This is a genomic window from Azospirillum sp. VT-I1 (assembly GCF_055698305.1).
This window is the reverse complement of sequence record NZ_CP168807.1, coordinates 389,324-406,930: the sequence shown is the minus strand read 5'-3', so window position 1 is coordinate 406,930 and position 17,607 is coordinate 389,324. Positions and strand designations below refer to the sequence as shown.

Here is a 17,607-nt window from a genome sequence, read left to right as displayed (position 1 = left end):
CCGGACCTGAGACGATGCCCCTGCTCGCCCGTGCTTCGACGCCGCCGCTCTTCCTCACCGCCTTCGCGGTCCTGCTGGTCTCGCTCCTGCTGGTCTCGCTGCCGGCCTGGGCCAAGGGCGGCCGCAAGGCCGGCTGGTCGCCGGTGGCGGCGGAGATCCTGATGGAGGCGGGCAGCGGCAAGGTCCTGCAGGCGCGCAACGCCGACACCCTGACCTACCCGGCGTCGCTGACCAAGATGATGACGCTGATGCTGACCTTCGAGGCGCTGGACCGCGGCACGCTGCGGCTGAACCAGCGGCTGGTGGTGTCGCAGCACGCCGCCTCGATGCCGCCGTCGCGGCTGTGGCTGGCGCCCGGCAGCACCATCACGGTGGAGCAGGCGATCCTGGCCCTGGTCACCCGTTCGGCCAACGACGTCGCGGTGGTGCTGGCGGAGGCGCTGGGCGGCAGCGAGCCGGCCTTCGCCGAGAAGATGACGGCGCGCGCCCGCGCGCTCGGCATGCGCCGCACGGTGTTCCGCAACGCGTCCGGCCTGCCCGACCGGCTGCAGCGGACGACGGCGCGCGACATGGCGGTCCTGTCCCGCGCGCTGATCCGCCGCCATGCCGGCCACTACGCCTATTTCCAGCGCCGCAGCTTCGACTGGCAGGGCACGACGGTCCATGGCCACAACCGCCTGATGGCGCGCTATCCCGGCATGGACGGCATCAAGACCGGCTACATCGCCGCGTCCGGCTTCAACCTCGCCGCCTCGGCCGTGCGGGACGGCCGCCGCCTGATCGCCGTGGTGATGGGCGGCCACAGCGCCGCCTCCCGCGACGACCGCGTCGCCGACCTGCTGGACATCGGCTTCAAGCGCCCGACCAGCCCGGCCAAGCCGGCGCCGGCCGCCCCGGATCTGGTCATCACCAGGAAAAGCTCGTCGGCCGCCGAACGCAGCACGGCGGTGAGCGTCGCCGCGCCCTCCGCCAAGCCTTCCGCCGCCAAGCCCTCTTCCAGGTCCGATGGGGCTGCCGGCGGTCCCTGGTCCATCCAGGTCGGCGCCTTCGCCAGCCGGGCCGCCGCGGCGCGCAGCGCCGGCGACAGCGCCAGGCGGCTGGGGGCTCGCCGCCGGCGCCAGCCCCGAGATCGTCCGCTCCGGCGGCCTCTACAAGGCGCGGCTGACCGGCTTCCCCGCCGCGAACGCCGACGCCGCCTGCGCAGCCCTGAAGGCCGCCGGCCATGGCTGCTTCGCGGTGCAGGGGCGCTGACCCGTCGCGTTCCGCCGGTTCGTTTGGCTTTGGAGCGGCAGCCCGTCCTGCGCTATGTATGGACGATGGCTACCCTATCCGAAGCAACCATCCTGGCGTTCGACCTGCACGCTGCCGGACGCTTCGAGGAGGCCGAAACCCTCTATGGTCGCGTCCTGGAGGTCGAGCCGGGATACCCCGACGCGCTCCACCTCTCCGGCATCCTGCTGGGGCAGACCGGCCGCCTGGAGGATGGGATCGCCCGGATCGCCGAAGCCATCGCCCGGCGGCCCGATCATGCCGAATACCGGCTCAATCACGGCAACCTGCTCCGCGTCGCCGGCCGCAGGGAGGCGGCGATGGAGGCCTACCGCCAGGCCCATGCCCTGGGGGCGCGGCAGGCCGCCGACACGCTGGCCGATCTGCTCAAGGATTACGGCGGCCATTGCCTGGAGACGGGGAACCCGGCCGGTGCCGAAGCGGCGTTCGGGGAGGCGGTCCGCCTGCGCCCCGGCGATGCCGCCCTGCTGAGCGGGCTGGCGGACGCCCGTCTGGACCGGGGGAACTGGGATGGTGCGGCGGCTGCCTACCGCGCCGTGCTCGCGCTGTCTCCGGCGTCGCGCCTCGCCTGCTACAATTCCGGAGTTGCCGATTACAATGCCGGATGGATGGAGCGCGCCTCCGCCGCCTTCCGGCGTGCGAAGGCCCTCGATCCCGACCATCTGGAAACGCGCGAGTATCTCGTCGCCACGCTCTTCCATTGCGGCCGGCGGGCGGAGGCGGCGGGCGAGGCCAGCGACATCCTGGCGCGGAAGGCGCGGGCGGCGCGGGAAAGCCGGCCGGCCGGCGCCGCCTTGCATCTTCCCGCGGCGGCGGCCGGCCGGGCGCGGCGGATCATCAGCTTCAGCCTGTGGGGGAGTGCGGCCTTCTACACGCAGGGCGCCTTGGAGAATGTCCGTCTCGCGGCGGAGTTCTATCCCGGCTGGACCTGCCGCATTTACCACGACGATTCGGTGCCGGCCTCCGTTCTCGGCGATCTGGCCGCCGCCGGGGCGGAGCTGGTCGCCATGGAGCCCGGCAGCGGGCCGGTGCAGGGGCTGTTCTGGCGCTTCCTGGTGTCCGACGATCCGACTGTCAGCCATTTCCTGTGCCGGGACGCCGATTCCCGCCTGAACAGCCGGGAAAAGGCGGCGGTGGATGCCTGGATCGCGTCCGGCCTGCCCTTTCACGTCATGCGCGACCACATCATGCACACCGAGCTGATGCTGGCCGGCATGTGGGGCGGGCTGGCCGGCGTCCTGCCCCCGATGGCTCCCCTGGTGCGCGCCGCCGCCCGCGCCGACGGGGGGCGCCTGCAGGACCAGCGCTTCCTCGGCAGCGTCGTCTGGCCGCTGGTCGAGGGCTGCTGCCTCGTCCATGACGGCGCCCATGAGGGCCACGGCCTGCCTTTCCCCGATGTCCCGATCGACGCCCGCTTCGCCTTCACCCATGTGGGGGCCTGCGTGAAGGCGGTGTGATCCCGCTTGAGGCGCGCGCGCTTACAGCGCCGCGGCGATGTGCCCGATTAGCGCCGGGGGCGGGATGGGCTTGGACAGGATGCGGATGCCGGGTTCGGCGCCCAGATCCTGCAGCTCCGCCTTATCGGCATAGCCGGTGACGATCAGGACCGGCAGATCGGGGCGGTGGTGGCGGGCGAGGCGGGTCAGATCGGCGCCGGTCATGCCGGGCATGGCGAAGTCGGTGACCAGGATGCCGATCCCGCCATCCGCCTCCAGCAGGGCCAGGGCCTCCTCGCCGCCGGCGGCCTCGATCACCGTCATGCCGGCCTCGGCCAGCACCGCGGCGTTCGCCATGCGGACCAGGGCGTCGTCCTCCACCAGCAGGACGCGGACGGCGGCCGGCTGGGGCGGCGGTTCGGCGGCGGTATCGGAATTGGGAGGTGCCTCCGCCGCAGGATGGTCAGGGGCATGGGGCAGGTACAGGGTGACGGCGGTGCCCAGCCCGGGATGGCTTTCCAGGCGCATGCCGCCGCCGGACTGGGCGGCCAGCCCATGCACCATGCTCAGCCCCAGCCCGCTGCCCTGCCCCACCGGCTTGGTGGTGAAGAAGGGCTCGCAGGCCCGCGCCAGCACGTCCGCCGTCATGCCGGTCCCGCTGTCGCGCACGGTCACGGCGACATAGCCGCCGGGCGCCAGGGCGGGGAAATCCCCTTTTTCGCCGCCCTCTCCTCCACCCGCAGGCTGGTGACGGCGATGGTCAGGGTGCCGCCGCCCGGCATGGCGTCGCGGGCGTTGATGGCGAGGTTCAGCAGGGCGATGTCGAACTGGTGGGGGTCGACCAGGGCGGGCGGCACGGCCGCATCCCGGTCGATGCGGATGCGGATGGCGCCGCCCAGCGTGCGTTCCAGCAGCGTCGCCATCCCCGCCACCTGGGCGCCGAGATCGACCGGCGCCGGGGCCAGCCGCTGGCGGCGGGCGAAGGCCAGCAGATGCTGGGTCAGGGTGGCGCCGCGGTCGACCGCCTGGGTCGCGACCTGCAGCGCCCGGCGGGTCTCCGCCCCCCGGATCTCGCCGCCGGCCTCCAGCAGATGCAGGCCGGAGCGCACCGCCTGCAGCAGGTTGTTGAAGTCGTGGGCGATGCCGCCGGTCAGCTGGCCCAGCGCCTCCATCTTCTGCAGCTGGCGGACATGCTCCTCCGCCTCGTCACGGGCCTCCACCGCCTGCCGGCGTTCGCCGAGCGCGCGGTTGGCGGTCTCGTAGGCGAGGAACTGGCGCGTCATCGCCCACAGCATCAGGGCGAGCGCCACCGCGCTGACCAGCCCGGCGGCGGCGATGACCGCCGCCTGGCTCTGCCAGCGGGCCAGGATCTCCGCCCGCGTCCGGCTGACCCCGACCACCAGCGGGTAGTTGCGCAGCACCTGGAAGGACAGGATGCGCTCCTTGCCGTCGATCGAAAGCGGCGCCTCGTAGGTGCCGGCCTCGTCGCGCGTGATCCGTGCGACGACCTCGGGGGTGGTGGCGACGGTCCCGACCTTGTCCGGCACCGCCGGGAAGCGTGCCAGCAGCATGCCGTCGCGCCACCACAGGCTGAAGCCGCTGCCCGGCGTGACATGGAGGCTGCGGTAGAACCGCTCGAAATAGGACAGCCGGATGGCGGCGACCACCAGCCCGGACAGCCCGCCGTCGGGGCCGTTGATGCGGCGGGCGATGTAGAGCGTCCATTCCCCGGTGGCCAGGCTCCTCGCCGGCCGGCTGACATAGACGCGCCCGGGATCCGCATCCTTGAGCGCCCGGAAATAGTCGCGCTGCGACAGGTCGAGCGCCGGGGCCGGGAACTGGCGGGTGAAGTTGATCAGGCTGCCGTCGGCGGCGATCAGGCTCAGCGCCTCCATCTGCGGCAGGCTGGACGCCTTGGCCTTCAGGATCTCGTAGACCTGCCGGTCCCCCCGCAGCCGCTTGAGGGCCTCCGGGCTGCGCCGGTCCTCCGGGGGGATCTGCTCGGCGACCCCCTCGACGGTCAGCGCGATGCCCTCGATGGTGCGCGCCGTCTGTTCGGCCAGCGAGGCGTTGAGCGTGCGCAGGCCGAGCGTGGCCTCCGCCACCGTCTCGTCCCGCAGATTGTCCAGGATCGCCACGGTGCCGCCGCACAGGGCCGCCAGCACCACCCCGCCGAGCGCCACGATCCGCTGGAACGGGCGGCTGGTCCTCAGAAGCCGCAGCATGACGCCTGCGCCCGACCCGCCCCCGTACCCATGATCCGCCCTGCTCCCCCGGCCCTGTTCACGTTCCCGTTGCCATGGTGCCCCGCGCCCCCTTGCCGGTCTCGTCGATACCCGCAAGCCGGGGCACGGAAGGTTTCGACACTGTACGGGCCCGACTATAAACACCCCCGCCGGCCGGGCAACCGGCTCCAGGTCATAGGGCCCGCCGGATGCCGGCCTTCAATGCCGCTCATGCAGGCAGTGGGCGTGGTCGGCCAGCACCTCGATCACGTGGCAGCTGCGCACCTCGCCCTGGGCGCAGCCCTCCACCATCCGCCGCACCTCGTCGCGCAGGGCCTCCAGCCGGGCGATCCTGGACTCGATCTCGGCCAGATGGGTGCGGGCCAGCACGTCGGCCTCGCGGCAGGGGCGGCCCGGATCGTCGGCCATGGCCAGGAGCTGGCGGATCGCCTCCACCTCGAAGCCCAGCTCGCGGGCATGGCGGATGAAACGCAGGCGGCGGACCGACGCCTCGTCGTAGCTGCGCCGGTTGCTGCCAGTGCGCGGCGCCTCCGGCAGCAGGCCGATGCTCTCGTAATAGCGGATGGTCGGGATCTTCACGCCGGTCCGCTTGGCGAGCGTGCCGATGGCCAGGGCCGATGTGGACATGGTCGTCATTCCCCCTCAATCCTCCAGTCGCTAGAGATTTTAGGCTTCGTGGCGGCCGCCGGCAACGCCCCGCCTCCTCGGGACAGCCGTCGCCGGCAGGAGCGGAAAGCTCAAGCAACCTTAAGTTTCCGGCCCTTCCATTTCGGCTTGTTCGCACGGTTCACAACGGCTATCACCCTGCCCCTTAGTCTTGGACCCGTTCGGCAGGGGCGTCATCGTGAAGATCCTGTGCGTGATCCCGCATTTCTATCGCCCGAAGACCGATCATGCCGCCGGCGGGAACAACTCCAGCGACATCAGCCGGAAGGGCGAACGCATCGCCGTCCTTGGCGAGACCATCTGCGCCTTCCATCAACTTTATGGAAACCGGCTGGCCGGGCTCGATCATTGGCGCAAGGTCGCATGGCAGGCGGCGTCGCCGCACCGTGCCGAAGTCGACGTTCTGGTCTGCACCGTCGGCGACGACCATCTGCTCGATTCCCTGCGGATCAGCCCGGTCCTCTACCGGCGGGCGAAGATGAACGACGATTATCCGCCGATGCGTCTGGGGTTCGCCGCCCATATGGTGATGCGGGAAATGGCGGGGCAGTATGACTGGTACTGCTATGTCGAAGACGACATCGTCATGACCGACCCGCTGTTCTTCCGCAAGCGGGCGTTGTTCGATGCGAAGTTCGGGCCGGAAGCGCTGCTGCAGCCCAACCGGTTCGAAAACCTCTCGCCCTTCGGCTACAAGGTCTATCCGGATTACGTGCTCGGCCGGCCCTGGACGACCGAGCATCAGGACCTGTCCGACCGGCCGGAGCTGAGCCTGGACTTCATCGGCGAGCCCGTCCGCTTCGAACGCACCTCCTACCCGGCGGCCGGGAGCTTCTTCCTCAACGCGGCCCAACTGGAACGCTGGATTTCGCATCCGTCCTTCCTCGACATGGACGAATCCTTCCTGGGCCCGCTCGATTCCGCCGGCATCCTGTCGATCATGAAGACCTTCCGGGTCTACAAGCCGGTCCTGGACCATGGCTCCTTCCTGGAGGTGAAGCACGGCTCGCCCCGCTGGGCGCAAGTCGTCGGGTCGGAGATGCATCCCGTCATCACCAGGAGCGAGCCGTTCGCCGGGCTGCCGGAGCATTCGCCCGAGTACGACGAAGCGGACGCGGATGCTGGCGACGCGGGGGCCGCCCCCACGGCCTGATCGTCTTTTTCCGCTTGATCCTCCAGTCGCTGGAGAATTTAGGCTCCCGGGACGCTGTCGACGGCGCGTCACGATGGGGAGCTTCGCCATGCATGGAATGGAGGATGGGGTCCGGACCGGGGATACGGCCTTGCGCAGCAGCCGCTACCGGGTCTCCGGCATGGATTGCGGGTCCTGCGCCGCCAAGATCGAGACCGCCTTGCGCCGGGTGCCGGGCATCCGCGAGGTGCGGGTGTCGGTGCCGGGCGGAACGGTGACCATTTCCCATGACGCGGCGCTGGGGGCCGACGCCGTGGTCCGGCCGCTGGCCGCCCTCGGCTATGGCGCTACCCCCGCCGATCCGGTGGCGGAGGCCGCGGCACCCGCCTGCGGCGGGGGCTGCTGCGGCCCTGCCCATTCCGACGCCGCCCATTCCCATCCCCATTCCCACCCCCATTCCGATCTGGCCGAGGCGCCCTGGTGGCGCGGGCGCAAGGCGGTGCTGACGCTGGCGGCCGGCGCCGCGCTCGCCGCCGCGACGCTCCTCGGCCTGCTGGTGCCGGAGACGGAGCGCTGGGCCTTCCCGCTGGCGCTGATGGTCGGGCTGGTTCCGGTGGCGCGCCGCGCCCTGGCGGCGGCGCGGGCCGGCACGCCCTTTTCCATCGAGACGCTGATGACGGTCGCCGCCGTCGGCGCCCTCGTCATCGGCGCGGTGGAGGAGGCGGCGACGGTCCTGGTCCTCTTCCTGGTCGGCGAATTGCTGGAAGGGGTGGCGGCCGGGCGGGCGCGGGCCGGCATCCGCGGCCTGACGGCGCTGGTCCCCGACACGGCCATGCTGGAGCGGGACGGCGTTGCCCCGCAGACCGTTCCCGCCGCCGGGCTGGCGGTCGGCTCCGTCATCCTGGTCCGCCCCGGCGACCGGGTGGCGGCCGACGGCATCGTGCTGTCCGGCAGCAGCGCCGTCGACGAATCCCCGGTCACCGGCGAAAGCGTGCCGAAGCCCAAGGGCGAGGGCGATCCCGTCTTCGCCGGCACGATCAACGCCGACGGCGCGCTGCGCGTCCGCGTCACCGCCGCGGCGCGCGACAACACCATCGCCCGCATCGTCCGGCTGGTGGAGGAGGCGCAGGCGAGCAAGGCCCCGACGGAGCGGTTGATCGACCGCTTCGCCCGCCTCTACACGCCGGGCATCGTCGCGGTGGCGGTCCTGGTCGCCGTGGTGCCGCCGCTGGTTATGGGAGGCGGCTGGACGGAGTGGATCTACCGCGCCCTGGCGGTCCTGCTGATCGGCTGCCCCTGCGCGCTGGTGATCTCCACCCCGGCGGCCATCGCCGCCGGCCTCTCCAACGGCGCCCGGCGCGGCCTGCTGCTGAAGGGCGGTGCAGTGCTGGAGGCGCTCGGCCGCATCACCACCGTCGCCTTCGACAAGACCGGCACCCTGACGGAGGGCAGGCCGCGCGTCACCGACCTGATCCCCTTCGGCGGGAGCGAGGCGGAACTGCTGGCCGCCGCCGCGGCGCTGGAGACGGGATCCAGCCACCCGCTGGCCCGCGCCATCCTGGCCGCCGCGGCCGACCGCGGCATCGTCCCGCCGGCGGCGGACGGGGTCACCGCCCTTCCCGGCGCCGGGCTGCAGGGCCGGGTCGGGGGGCTTGCGGCGGCGCTGCTGTCGCCCAAGGCCGCCGCCCCGTCGCTGACGCCCGGGCAGGCGGAGCGGGTCGCGGCCCTGGCGCAGGCGGGCAAGACGGTCTCGGTCCTGTTGGTCGAGGGGCGGGCCGCCGGGCTGATCGCGCTGCGCGACGAACCGCGCGCCGACGCCCGCCGGGGCATCGAGGCGCTGGAGCGCGCCGGCATCCGCGCGCTGATGGTGACCGGCGACACCGCGCAGAGCGCCGGGGCGGTCGCAAAGGCGCTGGGGGTGGAGGCGCATGCCCAGCTGCTGCCGGAGGACAAGCTGCGCATCGTCCGCGACCTTCAGGCGCGCGGGCAGCGGGTGGCGAAGGTCGGCGACGGCATCAACGACGCCCCGGCGCTCGCCGCCGCCGACGTCGGCATCGCGATGGGCGGCGGCACCGACGTGGCGCTGGAGACGGCCGACGCCGCCATCCTGCACGGCCGGGTCGGCGACGTCGCGGCGATGGTGGCGTTGTCACGCCGCACCATGGCCAACATACGGCAAAACATCGCACTGGCCCTGGGGTTGAAGGCGGTGTTCCTGGTGACCACCGTTCTTGGCGTCACCGGCCTGTGGCCGGCGATCCTGGCGGACACCGGCGCCACGGTGCTGGTCACCGCCAATGCCCTGAGGCTTCTGTCCGTCCGCTCCTGAGCGGATGAGGCAAGACACTGATATGACTTGGAGAGTTCCGATGAAGATGACGCGGCGGACGATGGTGTGGGGGGCGGCCCAGGGAGCGCTGTTGGCCGTCCTGACGCTCGGCCTCGGAGCCGTGGCGCTGCCGGACATCGTCCGCGCCGCCGCCCCCGCCGCCGGTGCGGCGGTGGAGGTCTGGAAGTCCGCGGGCTGCGAATGCTGCGACGGCTGGGTGCGGCACATGCGCGCGGCCGGCTTCGACGTCACCGTCCATACCGTCGATGACATGACGCCGGTGAAGCAGGCCGCCGGGGTGCCGGACGAGCTGGGTTCCTGCCACACGGCGCGGGTCGGCGGCTATGTGCTGGAAGGCCATGTGCCGGCCGCCGACGTGACGCGCCTGCTGGCCGAGCGGCCGCAGGCCCGCGGGCTGTCGGCGCCCGGCATGCCGCAGGACGCCCCCGGCATGGACATGGGAACCGGCCAGCCCTATCAGGTCGTGCTGTTCGGCGGTGCCGGCGGGCCGCAGGTCTTCGCCCGCCATTGATGCCGGCAGGGGCGGAGGGAGGCGGCGGTCACGCCGCCTCGACGGTTGCGGCGGTCCTCACGCCGCCTCGGCCACCGGGCTGGCCGGGGCCGCCTTGCGCGAGCGGACCAGCAGGCCGTTGACCACGGCCTGCCCCGGCAGCTCGACGAAGCGGTAGGTCAGGGCCGACAGGCCGATCACCGCCAGAAGGTAGCCGACGCTCACCGCATCCATCATCCAGGCATCGCCGAAGGCGATCAGCCGGTCGGTCTCGCCGTCGATCCGGCGTTCGACGAACAGCGGCCGGCCGACGATCCCCTGCGCCATCGTCGTCGCCTTCTGCAGCACGGCGATCACCAGGGCATGCACCATGTAGATCGAGTAGGACCAGGCCCCCAGCCGCTGGAAGGGGGATGTCGCCAGCAGGCGGGAGACCGGCCCGGCTTCGAAGGCGAACACCAGCACCACCAGCCCGAACAGCAGCGGGGCCGCCAGCGACAGGGCGTTCCCCCCGCTGCCGAGACGAAGGCGACCACCGCCAGCAGCGCCCCCGCTTCGGCCAGACCGCCGGCAGGGCGGGACAGCCGCCTGTCGCCGATCGCCTGATACAGCCGGTAGACGAGGCAGCCGGTGAAGAAGCCGTACAGGCAGCGGAAATAGCCGTAGTCGATGCTGGTGTCGATGTGGTTGGCGGAGAATCCCATCACCACGCCGGCGCCGAGGGCGGCAAGCGCCGCCATCGCCCCGATCAGCATCCTGGGCCGCCGCACGGTCAGGAACAGGATGGCGAAGGTGACGTAGACGAAGAACTCCGCGCTGATCGACCAGCTCGGAATGTTCCAGGTCCACTGGTCCTCCACCCCCAGCGCATGGACCAGCGCCAGGTTGCTGACCAGGGCCGACGGGGCGTAGGCGCCGGTGAAGGCCGTATTTCCCGCCGCCGATCCGGAGAGGACCTTCGCGCTTTCCAGCGCCACGAACCCCAGCAGCACCGCCGCATGCAGCGGCCAGACCCGACCGAAGCGGCGGACGAGGAAGGAGCCGGCCGATGCGGACCCGCCGATGCGGCTGGAATAGGCGTGGGTGATGACGAAGCCGCTCAAAACAAAGAAGAAATCGACAAAAAGATAGCTGCCGCGCACGAAGTCGAACAGGTGGAAGTGATCGAGTGTATGCAAATGATATAAGGCCACGCATAACGCGCACAGACCGCGCCATCCGTCGAGTACCGGGAACCGCATAGGGAGCCTCCGGGCTTTTGTTCAAAGGCGCTTTTTGGAAAACCTGCATGTAGGGACAGAAAAACCTACGTCTGATTGCGTGGGGCAGGAAGCACGCGGGAGGTTTATTCCAAAGGATTGCCGGCTATACCCAAGGCGGCCGAGGCCGCGCGCCCTTCCCGTTCGGGTGGTATCGGCTCCGCCGTCGCGGGGCTCGACGGACTGCCGGGGTTGGGTTACAGCCTTCCGGGCCCGGCCGCCGTCAGCGGATGGGATGGCCATAACCGGACATCAGCGGCATGACCGAGAACGCCGAAGCATCGGCACTGGCACGCGCGAAGAGATGGGCGCGGGGCATCAAGCGCGACGTGCTCGCCGTCTATCTGGCGGCGCGCGACCCGCGGACGCCCCGGCATGTCCGCCTGCTGGCGATGGCGGTTGCCGCCTATGCGCTGAGTCCCATCGACCTGATCCCGGACTTCATTCCGGTGCTGGGCTATCTGGATGATCTGCTGATCGTGCCGCTCGGCATCCTGCTGGTCATCCGCCTGATCCCGCCGCAGCTTCTGGCCGAACACCGGGCCGCGGCGGCGCGTCAGGCCGCCCGGCCGGTCAGCGTCGCCGCCGCGGCGGTCATGGTCGCCCTGTGGCTGGCCGCCGCCGTCCTGCTCTGGCGGTGGCTGGCCCCCTGGCTTGAGGCGTGGCTTCCTTAGAGTGCGATCGGTTCAGACTGAATCGTCTGAAGCGTGAATCGCAGGGAAAATCAAAAGGCTAGAGTCCGTCAGATGCTTCAGTAAGCATCTGACGGACTCTAGCGGACGGCTTCGGCCTGCGCACCGGTCCCGGGAGTGGCTCCGGAGTGGGCCCCGGAGCGCGCAAGGATGCCGGCCACCAGCGCGTCGAGGTCGCCGCCGCGGTAGAGCGTCCCTTCGATGCCCGCCCGCTGCGCCGCCTGGACGTCGGTCTCGCGGTCGCCGATCAGGAAGCTGCCCTGCGGCTCCACCGGCCACTCCGCCATCGCCTGCAGCAGCATCCCCGGCTCCGGCTTGCGGCAGCGGCAGTCGGTGCGATAGGGCGGCTCGCCATGATCGGGATGGTGCGGGCAGTGGTAGAAGGCGTCGACATGGGCGCCGACGGCGCGCAGCTCCTCCTGCATCCAGCGATGCAGCGTGCGCACATGCTCCTCGCTGTAGAGGCCGCGGGCGACCCCGCCCTGGTTGGTGACGACGAACACCAGGAAGCCGGCATCGTTCAGCCGCTTCACCGCCTCCCTGGCCCCCGGCATCCAGGTGATCTGGTCGGGACGGTGGGCGAAGCCGATGTCCTCGTTCAGCACGCCGTCGCGGTCGAAGAAGGCGGCCCTGCGGCGCCGGCTGGCGGGAATGGCGCTCTGGGCCAGGGCGAAATCGTCGGGCACGCCGATGTCCAGGAAGAAACGGTCGTAGACCCGCCCCTCGATGGCACCCTCCGCCGCCAGCAGGGGGAACAGGCCGGTCTCGATCGAGCAGGGCGACGGTGGCAGCCGGTCGATCGCGCGGCGGTCGAGCAGATAAAGGCCGCCGTTGATCAGCCCCTCCCCCGTCCGCCCCTTTTCATGCATGGCGGTGACCCGACCAGCCTCCAGGGCGATGGCGCCGTAACGGGCGGTGTCGGGAACCCGGCGCAGCGCCATCCTCGCCAGGACGCTGCCGTCGGCCGGCAGAGGCGGGGTCGCAAGGTCGTTGAGGTTGATGTCGAACAGCGTGTCGCCGTTCAGCAGCAGGAACTGAACGTCCAGCAGGTCCGCCACCATCCGCAGGGCGCCTCCGGTGCCGGCCGGCTCCGGTTCCGTCACGCAGCGCAGCTGCAGGCCTGGGCGCTGCATCTCTTCGCAGAAGCGTTCGAGCCGGTCGCCGCGGTAGCCGGCCAGCATCAGGATGTCGTTGAAGCCTTGCCGGGACAGCTCATCGACCAGATAGGCGAGGAGCGGCCGGTCTCCCACCGGCAGGAGGGGCTTGGGCGTGTCGTCGGTCAGCGGTCCGAGCCGCGTCCCCCGTCCGCCGACAAGAATGACAGCCTGATGCAGCATGGTAATGGAAGGTCTTTCTTTCGCGTTCCGGCCGGGTCGAAAAGCCGCTTGCCCAAGCGTCTTGTCAACCCGCGTCTTGTCTGCCCGCCGCGTCCGCCAGTCGCCGGAGCGTGCCGGTCAGGCGGCGGATATGGCTGCCGGGCCAGTGGAGCCGGCTGCACGGGGCAGTTGTCGATCAGGCAGCGGGTGAAGGGGGCGCTCTTCCGCCCTCTGGGCCAGCAGGGCATGGTCGAGTGTCCCGGCATTTCGTCACGGCACCAGTCCATTTCCTGTCCACAGCCCTCTGTTCACGATCTGGGCGACCATCAGAACAGCACAGGACATGATAAAATGATTTCATGATAATCCATGAGGTCCGCCACCCCGTCAGCTCCGCCCTCCTTCGATCCGGCGCACATAGCCGAGCAGCAGGGCGTCCAGGTTCAGGGGCGCCAAGTCGAGGTGGATGGTGTCGAAGCCGCGGTCGCGCGCCCGGAGCATCAGTTCGTGGTTCGACGCCGCGATGGACAGCAGCACCGTGCGCACCGTGCCCTGGACCGCCGCCAGCCGGTCGAGCAGGGACGGCCAGGGCGTGGCCGCCCCCGGCGCTCCGTCTCCCCTATCACGATCAGGTCGGGGACGATCGGATCGGGGAGGATGGAACCGGGCGGGCAGTCGGGCGGCCGGGTGGCCATGCGCGCCAGCAGCCCCAGCCCCTCGTCCACAGTCCTGCCCGCCACCGCCTGCCATCCCAGCGTTTCCAGGTAAAGCCGCAGCCCCTCGCGCAGCAGGGGGTCGCGGTCGGCGACCAGCGCCAGGCGTATCCGGCCTTCGGACGGGCGCCCGGACGGGTGGACGGGCGGCCTTGCGGCGGAGGACGGGGGTGGGCGGTCGTCAGTCATGGCTGCGGTCATGGCGGCGGCTCCGGTTCGAAGGCTCCCGCCTTCGGCAGGGCTCCGCGTTGTCGACTTTTGAGGAAAATCCCGGTGACCCGCATCCTTCACATGACGGACGAACCGTTCGTCCGATGGTTATACGCAACTGATCGGTCTTGAGCGGCGGCAATTGCCTACGAGAAATTGTCCCGGATCGGAGGAACTCTCCCATGGGGCAATCGGCCGACCAACTGATCGAGGACATCTACGACACGGTGACCTTCCCGGAGCGCTGGGAAGGCATCCTGGAGCGGATCTGCGCGTCGGCCGGCGCCACGCACGGCTTCCTGTTCACCGCGGCGCTCGGGCAGGATGCCCGGACCATGGCGCTGTGGGTGCGTCACAACATCTCCGACGGGCTGCTCGGCGATTACACCGCCCATTTCCGCCATCGCGACCTCTGGGCCAACGCGGCGGCGGCGCAGGGCCTGCTGGACCGCTGCGTGGTCCGCCGCGGCGAGGAGCTGGTGCCCGAGGCGGAACTCCACCGCTCGATGATCTTCAACGACATGCTGAAGCGGGAGGGGATGGGGCGGCTGTGCTCCGTCTCACTGGCCGACGGCGGGGAACTGACGCCGATGCAGCCGGTGCTGAGCCTGTTCCGCCCCGCCGACAGGCCGCCCTTCCCGGAGGAGACGGCCCGGCTCCTGCGGGACTGCGCCCCCATCTTCAGCGCGCCATGCGGCTGCGCGTCCGGCTGTGGGCGCGCCGGGACGGCCGGGAGGAGGAGACGGCCTGGAGCGCCCGCATGATCGACGGCCTGCCGATGGGGGTCGTCCTGCTCGACGGCGCCGGACGGACGGTCGCCGTGAACCGGGCCGGACAGGCGATGATCGACGCGCGCGACGGGCTTCGGCTCGTGCACGGCCGTCTGCAGGCCGAGCGGGGAGCCGAGGCGCGCCGGCTGGCGCATGTTCTGGAGGCGTCGCTGTCGAACGGCGGAAGAACGGCCGGTCGGGCCGGGGTGGAGGCGGCCGACCTCCGCGTGTCGCGCCCCTCCGGCCGGGCGCCCTACCTGCTGACCGTCCTTCCGCTGTCGCACGAGGCGGCGGGGCCGCAGGGCGGCGGTGGGGATGGGGGGCGGATCCGGACGGCGGTCTACATCGTCGACCCCGCCGCGGTGGCACCGGGGCTGGAGGCGCGGCTGGGCGCCCTGTTCGGTCTGACGCCGGTGGAATCCCGGCTGGTCGCCGACCTGCTGGCCGACCTGACCCCGGCGGAAAGCGGCGACCGCCGCGGCGTCGCGATCAGCACGGTGCGCAGCCAGCTGCGCAGCATCTTCACCAAGACCGGAACCACCCGCCAGAGCGAGCTGATGAACCTGGTCAACCGCTGCCTGATGCTGCCGGAGCGGCCGCAGGCGGGGTGATCTTACGGCAGCGCCGACACCACCAGGAGGCCGAGATAGATGCCGATGAAGAGGCCCAGCACGATGCCGTAATCGGCCTCGGTCATCGGGTTGGAATCGGGGTCGAACTGCCGCATGGATACGCCTTCTGCGCCGTCTGCACTGCCTGAATAACAGTGGACGGGCTGACGGAGTTGCGACATCGGCAGGAATTGGGGGCGTGAACCGGGGGTGAGGATGGGGGGCCGGCTCTCGAACCGCTTCCCGGTAAACCGGCCCCATCGCCCGGATCAGGTGGAGGAGCTTTTCGCCTCGCCGGTGATGGCGGGCTTCGCCGGCACGTCCTCGGCAAGCGCGCGGTAGGCCAGCCCGCCCGCCAGTCCGCCGGCCAGCGGGGCGATCCAGAACAGCCAGAGCTGCTGCAGCGCCCATCCGCCGACCACCAGCGCCGGGCCGGTGCTGCGCGCCGGGTTCACCGAGGTGTTGGTGACCGGGATGCTGATCAGGTGGATGAGGACGAGCGCCATGCCGATGGCCAGCGGCGCGAAGCCGGCCGGCGCCCGCCGGTCGGTGGAGCCCAGGATCACCAGCACGAAGAAGAAGGTCAGCACCAGCTCGATCGCCAGGGCCGAGGTGACGTTGTACTGGCCGGGCGAATGCGCCTCGTACCCGTTGGCGGCGAGGCCGTTGACGGCGAGGCTGTAGTCGGCCTTGCCGGTGGCGATGACATAGAGGACCAGGGCCGCCGCGAAGGCCCCGACCAGCTGGGCCAGCACATAGGGCAGGATGTCCTTGGCCGGAAACCGCCCGCCGGCCCACAGCCCGACCGTCACCGCCGGGTTCAGATGGCAGCCGGAGATGTGGCCGATGGAATAGGCCATGGTCAGGACGGTGAGCCCGAAGGCGAGGGAGACGCCGAGCAGCCCGATCCCGACCTGCGGAAAGGCCGCGGCGAGCACGGCGCTGCCGCAGCCGCCGAAGACCAGCCAGAATGTCCCGAGAAACTCGGCGGAGCTGCGCCTTATCATACTCATGCCAACCTCCCGCTGCTGTCACGGTTGACGAAACCCGGCCATCGCCGGCACGGCAACGAGCATAAATCCACTTCCGCGCGAGGGAGTTCGCGCGTTCGGACAGGAGGATGTGGCAGAAGAACAGGAGGGGTGGAAAGGCGGGGGCCGGCACCCCGGCGGCAACTTCCGTCCGCCGGAGGGGAAGCGCGCTGCTATGCTCCGCGGAATCCGGTGCGGCAGAGGGCCAGGGACAGGGGGCGAGGCATGGGGAATGAGGGTGATGAGGTGACGGCGCTCCGCCATGCGCTTGGCGGGCGGCTGGAGCAGGCGATGCGGACGCCCGGCGACTGGCGCGTGCTGCAGGCGGGGGACCGCCGGGATTTGGATCCGGGCGGGGTGCCGCTGGTCCTTCTCGGTGCCGGGTCGGTGATGGCGCAGCCCCTCGTGCGGCATGCAATCGCGCATTGGACGGTCGTCGGGGTCGTGGACAACGCCCGTGCCGGCCAGTCTTTGGGGAACGGGACGATCCTCGGCGATGACGGGCTTCGCGAGCTGATCCGGCGCGAACCCCGGGCCGTCGGCGTCATGTGCTGCAGCTCCGACGAGGCCGTCGCCCATTTCAGCGCGCTGTGGCAGCCCAGCGGCCGGCCGCTGCTGTCGCTGTTCGAGGCGATGCGCTCCGCCGGGCTGTGCTCGCCCGACATGATGGGGAGCGCCGGGCAGATCGCCGCCCTGGCGGAGTGGGAGGCGGAGTGGAACGGCTTCGACGACGATGCCAGCCGCCGCTGCTTCCTGTCGGTGATGCTCTACCGCCTGACCTGGGACGCCCGCTGGCTGGAACCGGTCCGGCTTCCCTACCGGGACATGTATTTCTTCACCGATGCCCTGGCCGTCGGCAGGGACGAGGTGCTGGTGGACGGCGGGGCATTCGACGGCGACACCGTGGCGGCCTTCGCCGCCTGCACAGGGGGCACCTCAGGGGGCACCCATCGTCACATCCACGCGTTCGAAGCGGACCCCTCGAACCTCCCCCGCCTGCGGGAGCGCGCCGCCGCCCTTCCCCGCGTGACCATTCACCCCATCGGCCTGTGGAGCCATGCGGACACCTTGCACTTTTCCGGTGGCCACGGGCCGGGCGGCCGGCTGGATGCGGGAGGTGATGTGACCGTTCCGGTCCAGGCGCTGGACGATCTCGGGCTGGGACCGGTGAGCTTCATCAAGCTGGACATCGAGGGGGCCGAGATGCCCGCCCTGCGCGGGGCGGAACGGACCATCCGCGACCATCGGCCGAAGCTGGCGGTCGCGGTCTATCACGACATCGGGGATTTCGCGGCGATCCCCCGCCTGATCGAGACGATGCGCCCGGGCAGCCGTTACCGGCTGCGCCATCACAGCCCGATCCACCACGACACCGTGCTTTATGTCGAATAGGGC

The 17,607-nt window shown here is 70.9% G+C and carries 17 protein-coding genes; 8 read left to right on the top strand and 9 right to left on the bottom strand.

What is annotated here, in order from left to right; all coding sequences use genetic code 11:
• The first annotated feature begins 14 nt into the window (after positions 1 to 14).
• Entirely contained in the window at positions 15 to 2,747 is a 2,733-nt protein-coding gene (locus tag AB8P05_RS32980) for a tetratricopeptide repeat protein (protein ID WP_472762116.1), read from the top strand.
• 21 nt (positions 2,748 to 2,768) lie between these two features.
• Here AB8P05_RS32980 and AB8P05_RS32975 read toward each other — a convergent pair whose 3' ends face one another.
• The 3 genes from AB8P05_RS32975 to AB8P05_RS32965 all read right to left on the bottom strand — a co-directional run bounded on the left by AB8P05_RS32975 (position 2,769) and on the right by AB8P05_RS32965 (position 5,608).
• The gene (locus AB8P05_RS32975) at positions 2,769 to 3,401 is read right to left on the bottom strand and encodes a response regulator (protein WP_472762115.1); all 633 of its coding nucleotides are present in this window, start codon (positions 3,399 to 3,401) and stop codon (positions 2,769 to 2,771) included.
• A complete protein-coding gene (locus AB8P05_RS32970) occupies positions 3,398 to 4,951 on the bottom strand; it encodes a cache domain-containing protein (RefSeq protein WP_472762114.1) in 1,554 nt (517 codons plus the stop codon). The genes AB8P05_RS32975 and AB8P05_RS32970 overlap by 4 nt, the downstream gene beginning before the upstream one ends.
• Positions 4,952 to 5,170: 219 nt before the next feature.
• The gene (locus tag AB8P05_RS32965; RefSeq protein ID WP_455176169.1) at positions 5,171 to 5,608 is read right to left on the bottom strand and encodes a MerR family transcriptional regulator; all 438 of its coding nucleotides are present in this window, start codon (positions 5,606 to 5,608) and stop codon (positions 5,171 to 5,173) included.
• A 208-nt stretch (positions 5,609 to 5,816) separates the two neighbouring features.
• Between AB8P05_RS32965 and AB8P05_RS32960 the strand changes: the two genes are divergently transcribed.
• The 3 genes from AB8P05_RS32960 to AB8P05_RS32950 all read left to right on the top strand — a co-directional run bounded on the left by AB8P05_RS32960 (position 5,817) and on the right by AB8P05_RS32950 (position 9,631).
• The gene (locus AB8P05_RS32960; protein ID WP_472762113.1) at positions 5,817 to 6,791 is read left to right on the top strand and encodes a hypothetical protein; all 975 of its coding nucleotides are present in this window, start codon (positions 5,817 to 5,819) and stop codon (positions 6,789 to 6,791) included.
• Positions 6,792 to 6,888: 97 nt separating this feature from the next.
• Positions 6,889 to 9,099: a heavy metal translocating P-type ATPase gene (locus AB8P05_RS32955; protein WP_472762270.1), complete on the top strand. Its 2,211-nt coding sequence runs from the start codon at positions 6,889 to 6,891 to the stop codon at positions 9,097 to 9,099.
• A 40-nt stretch (positions 9,100 to 9,139) separates the two neighbouring features.
• Entirely contained in the window at positions 9,140 to 9,631 is a 492-nt protein-coding gene (locus AB8P05_RS32950; protein ID WP_472762112.1) for a DUF411 domain-containing protein, read from the top strand.
• 57 nt (positions 9,632 to 9,688) lie between these two features.
• Here AB8P05_RS32950 and AB8P05_RS32945 read toward each other — a convergent pair whose 3' ends face one another.
• Positions 9,689 to 9,982: a hypothetical protein gene (locus tag AB8P05_RS32945; protein WP_472762111.1), complete on the bottom strand. Its 294-nt coding sequence runs from the start codon at positions 9,980 to 9,982 to the stop codon at positions 9,689 to 9,691.
• Positions 9,964 to 10,788 carry an acyltransferase family protein gene (locus tag AB8P05_RS32940; protein WP_472762110.1) on the bottom strand — a complete coding sequence of 275 codons (825 nt, stop codon included), beginning with the start codon at positions 10,786 to 10,788 and terminating at the stop codon, positions 9,964 to 9,966. The genes AB8P05_RS32945 and AB8P05_RS32940 overlap by 19 nt, the downstream gene beginning before the upstream one ends.
• 341 nt (positions 10,789 to 11,129) lie before the next feature.
• On the opposite strand from AB8P05_RS32940, the gene AB8P05_RS32935 reads away from it, so the two are divergent.
• The gene (locus tag AB8P05_RS32935) at positions 11,130 to 11,543 is read left to right on the top strand and encodes a YkvA family protein (RefSeq protein WP_472762109.1); all 414 of its coding nucleotides are present in this window, start codon (positions 11,130 to 11,132) and stop codon (positions 11,541 to 11,543) included.
• A gap of 98 nt (positions 11,544 to 11,641) precedes the next feature.
• Here AB8P05_RS32935 and AB8P05_RS32930 read toward each other — a convergent pair whose 3' ends face one another.
• From AB8P05_RS32930 to AB8P05_RS32920, 3 genes are all read right to left on the bottom strand, one after another.
• Positions 11,642 to 12,898 carry an HAD-IIIA family hydrolase gene (locus AB8P05_RS32930; protein ID WP_472762108.1) on the bottom strand — a complete coding sequence of 419 codons (1,257 nt, stop codon included), beginning with the start codon at positions 12,896 to 12,898 and terminating at the stop codon, positions 11,642 to 11,644.
• Positions 12,899 to 13,264: 366 nt separating this feature from the next.
• Positions 13,265 to 13,414: a hypothetical protein gene (locus AB8P05_RS32925; RefSeq protein WP_472762107.1), complete on the bottom strand. Its 150-nt coding sequence runs from the start codon at positions 13,412 to 13,414 to the stop codon at positions 13,265 to 13,267.
• On the bottom strand, positions 13,378 to 13,791 hold the full coding sequence (locus AB8P05_RS32920) for a response regulator (protein ID WP_472762106.1): 414 nt from the start codon (positions 13,789 to 13,791) through the stop codon (positions 13,378 to 13,380). Before AB8P05_RS32920 ends, AB8P05_RS32925 begins: the two co-directional genes overlap by 37 nt.
• A 191-nt stretch (positions 13,792 to 13,982) precedes the next feature.
• On the opposite strand from AB8P05_RS32920, the gene AB8P05_RS32915 reads away from it, so the two are divergent.
• Both AB8P05_RS32915 and AB8P05_RS32910 read left to right on the top strand, forming a co-directional pair.
• On the top strand, positions 13,983 to 14,564 hold the full coding sequence (locus tag AB8P05_RS32915; RefSeq protein ID WP_472762105.1) for a hypothetical protein: 582 nt from the start codon (positions 13,983 to 13,985) through the stop codon (positions 14,562 to 14,564).
• Positions 14,492 to 15,181 (top strand): helix-turn-helix transcriptional regulator, encoded by a 690-nt coding sequence (locus tag AB8P05_RS32910; protein WP_472762104.1) that lies wholly within the window; start codon positions 14,492 to 14,494, stop codon positions 15,179 to 15,181. The genes AB8P05_RS32915 and AB8P05_RS32910 overlap by 73 nt, the downstream gene beginning before the upstream one ends.
• A gap of 269 nt (positions 15,182 to 15,450) precedes the next feature.
• On the opposite strand, the gene aqpZ is transcribed toward AB8P05_RS32910, so the two are convergent.
• A complete protein-coding gene (aqpZ, locus tag AB8P05_RS32905) occupies positions 15,451 to 16,188 on the bottom strand; it encodes an aquaporin Z (protein WP_455176281.1) in 738 nt (245 codons plus the stop codon).
• Between the two features lie 249 nt (positions 16,189 to 16,437).
• On the opposite strand from aqpZ, the gene AB8P05_RS32900 reads away from it, so the two are divergent.
• On the top strand, positions 16,438 to 17,604 hold the full coding sequence (locus tag AB8P05_RS32900) for an FkbM family methyltransferase (protein WP_472762103.1): 1,167 nt from the start codon (positions 16,438 to 16,440) through the stop codon (positions 17,602 to 17,604).
• The last annotated feature ends 3 nt before the right edge of the window (positions 17,605 to 17,607 follow it).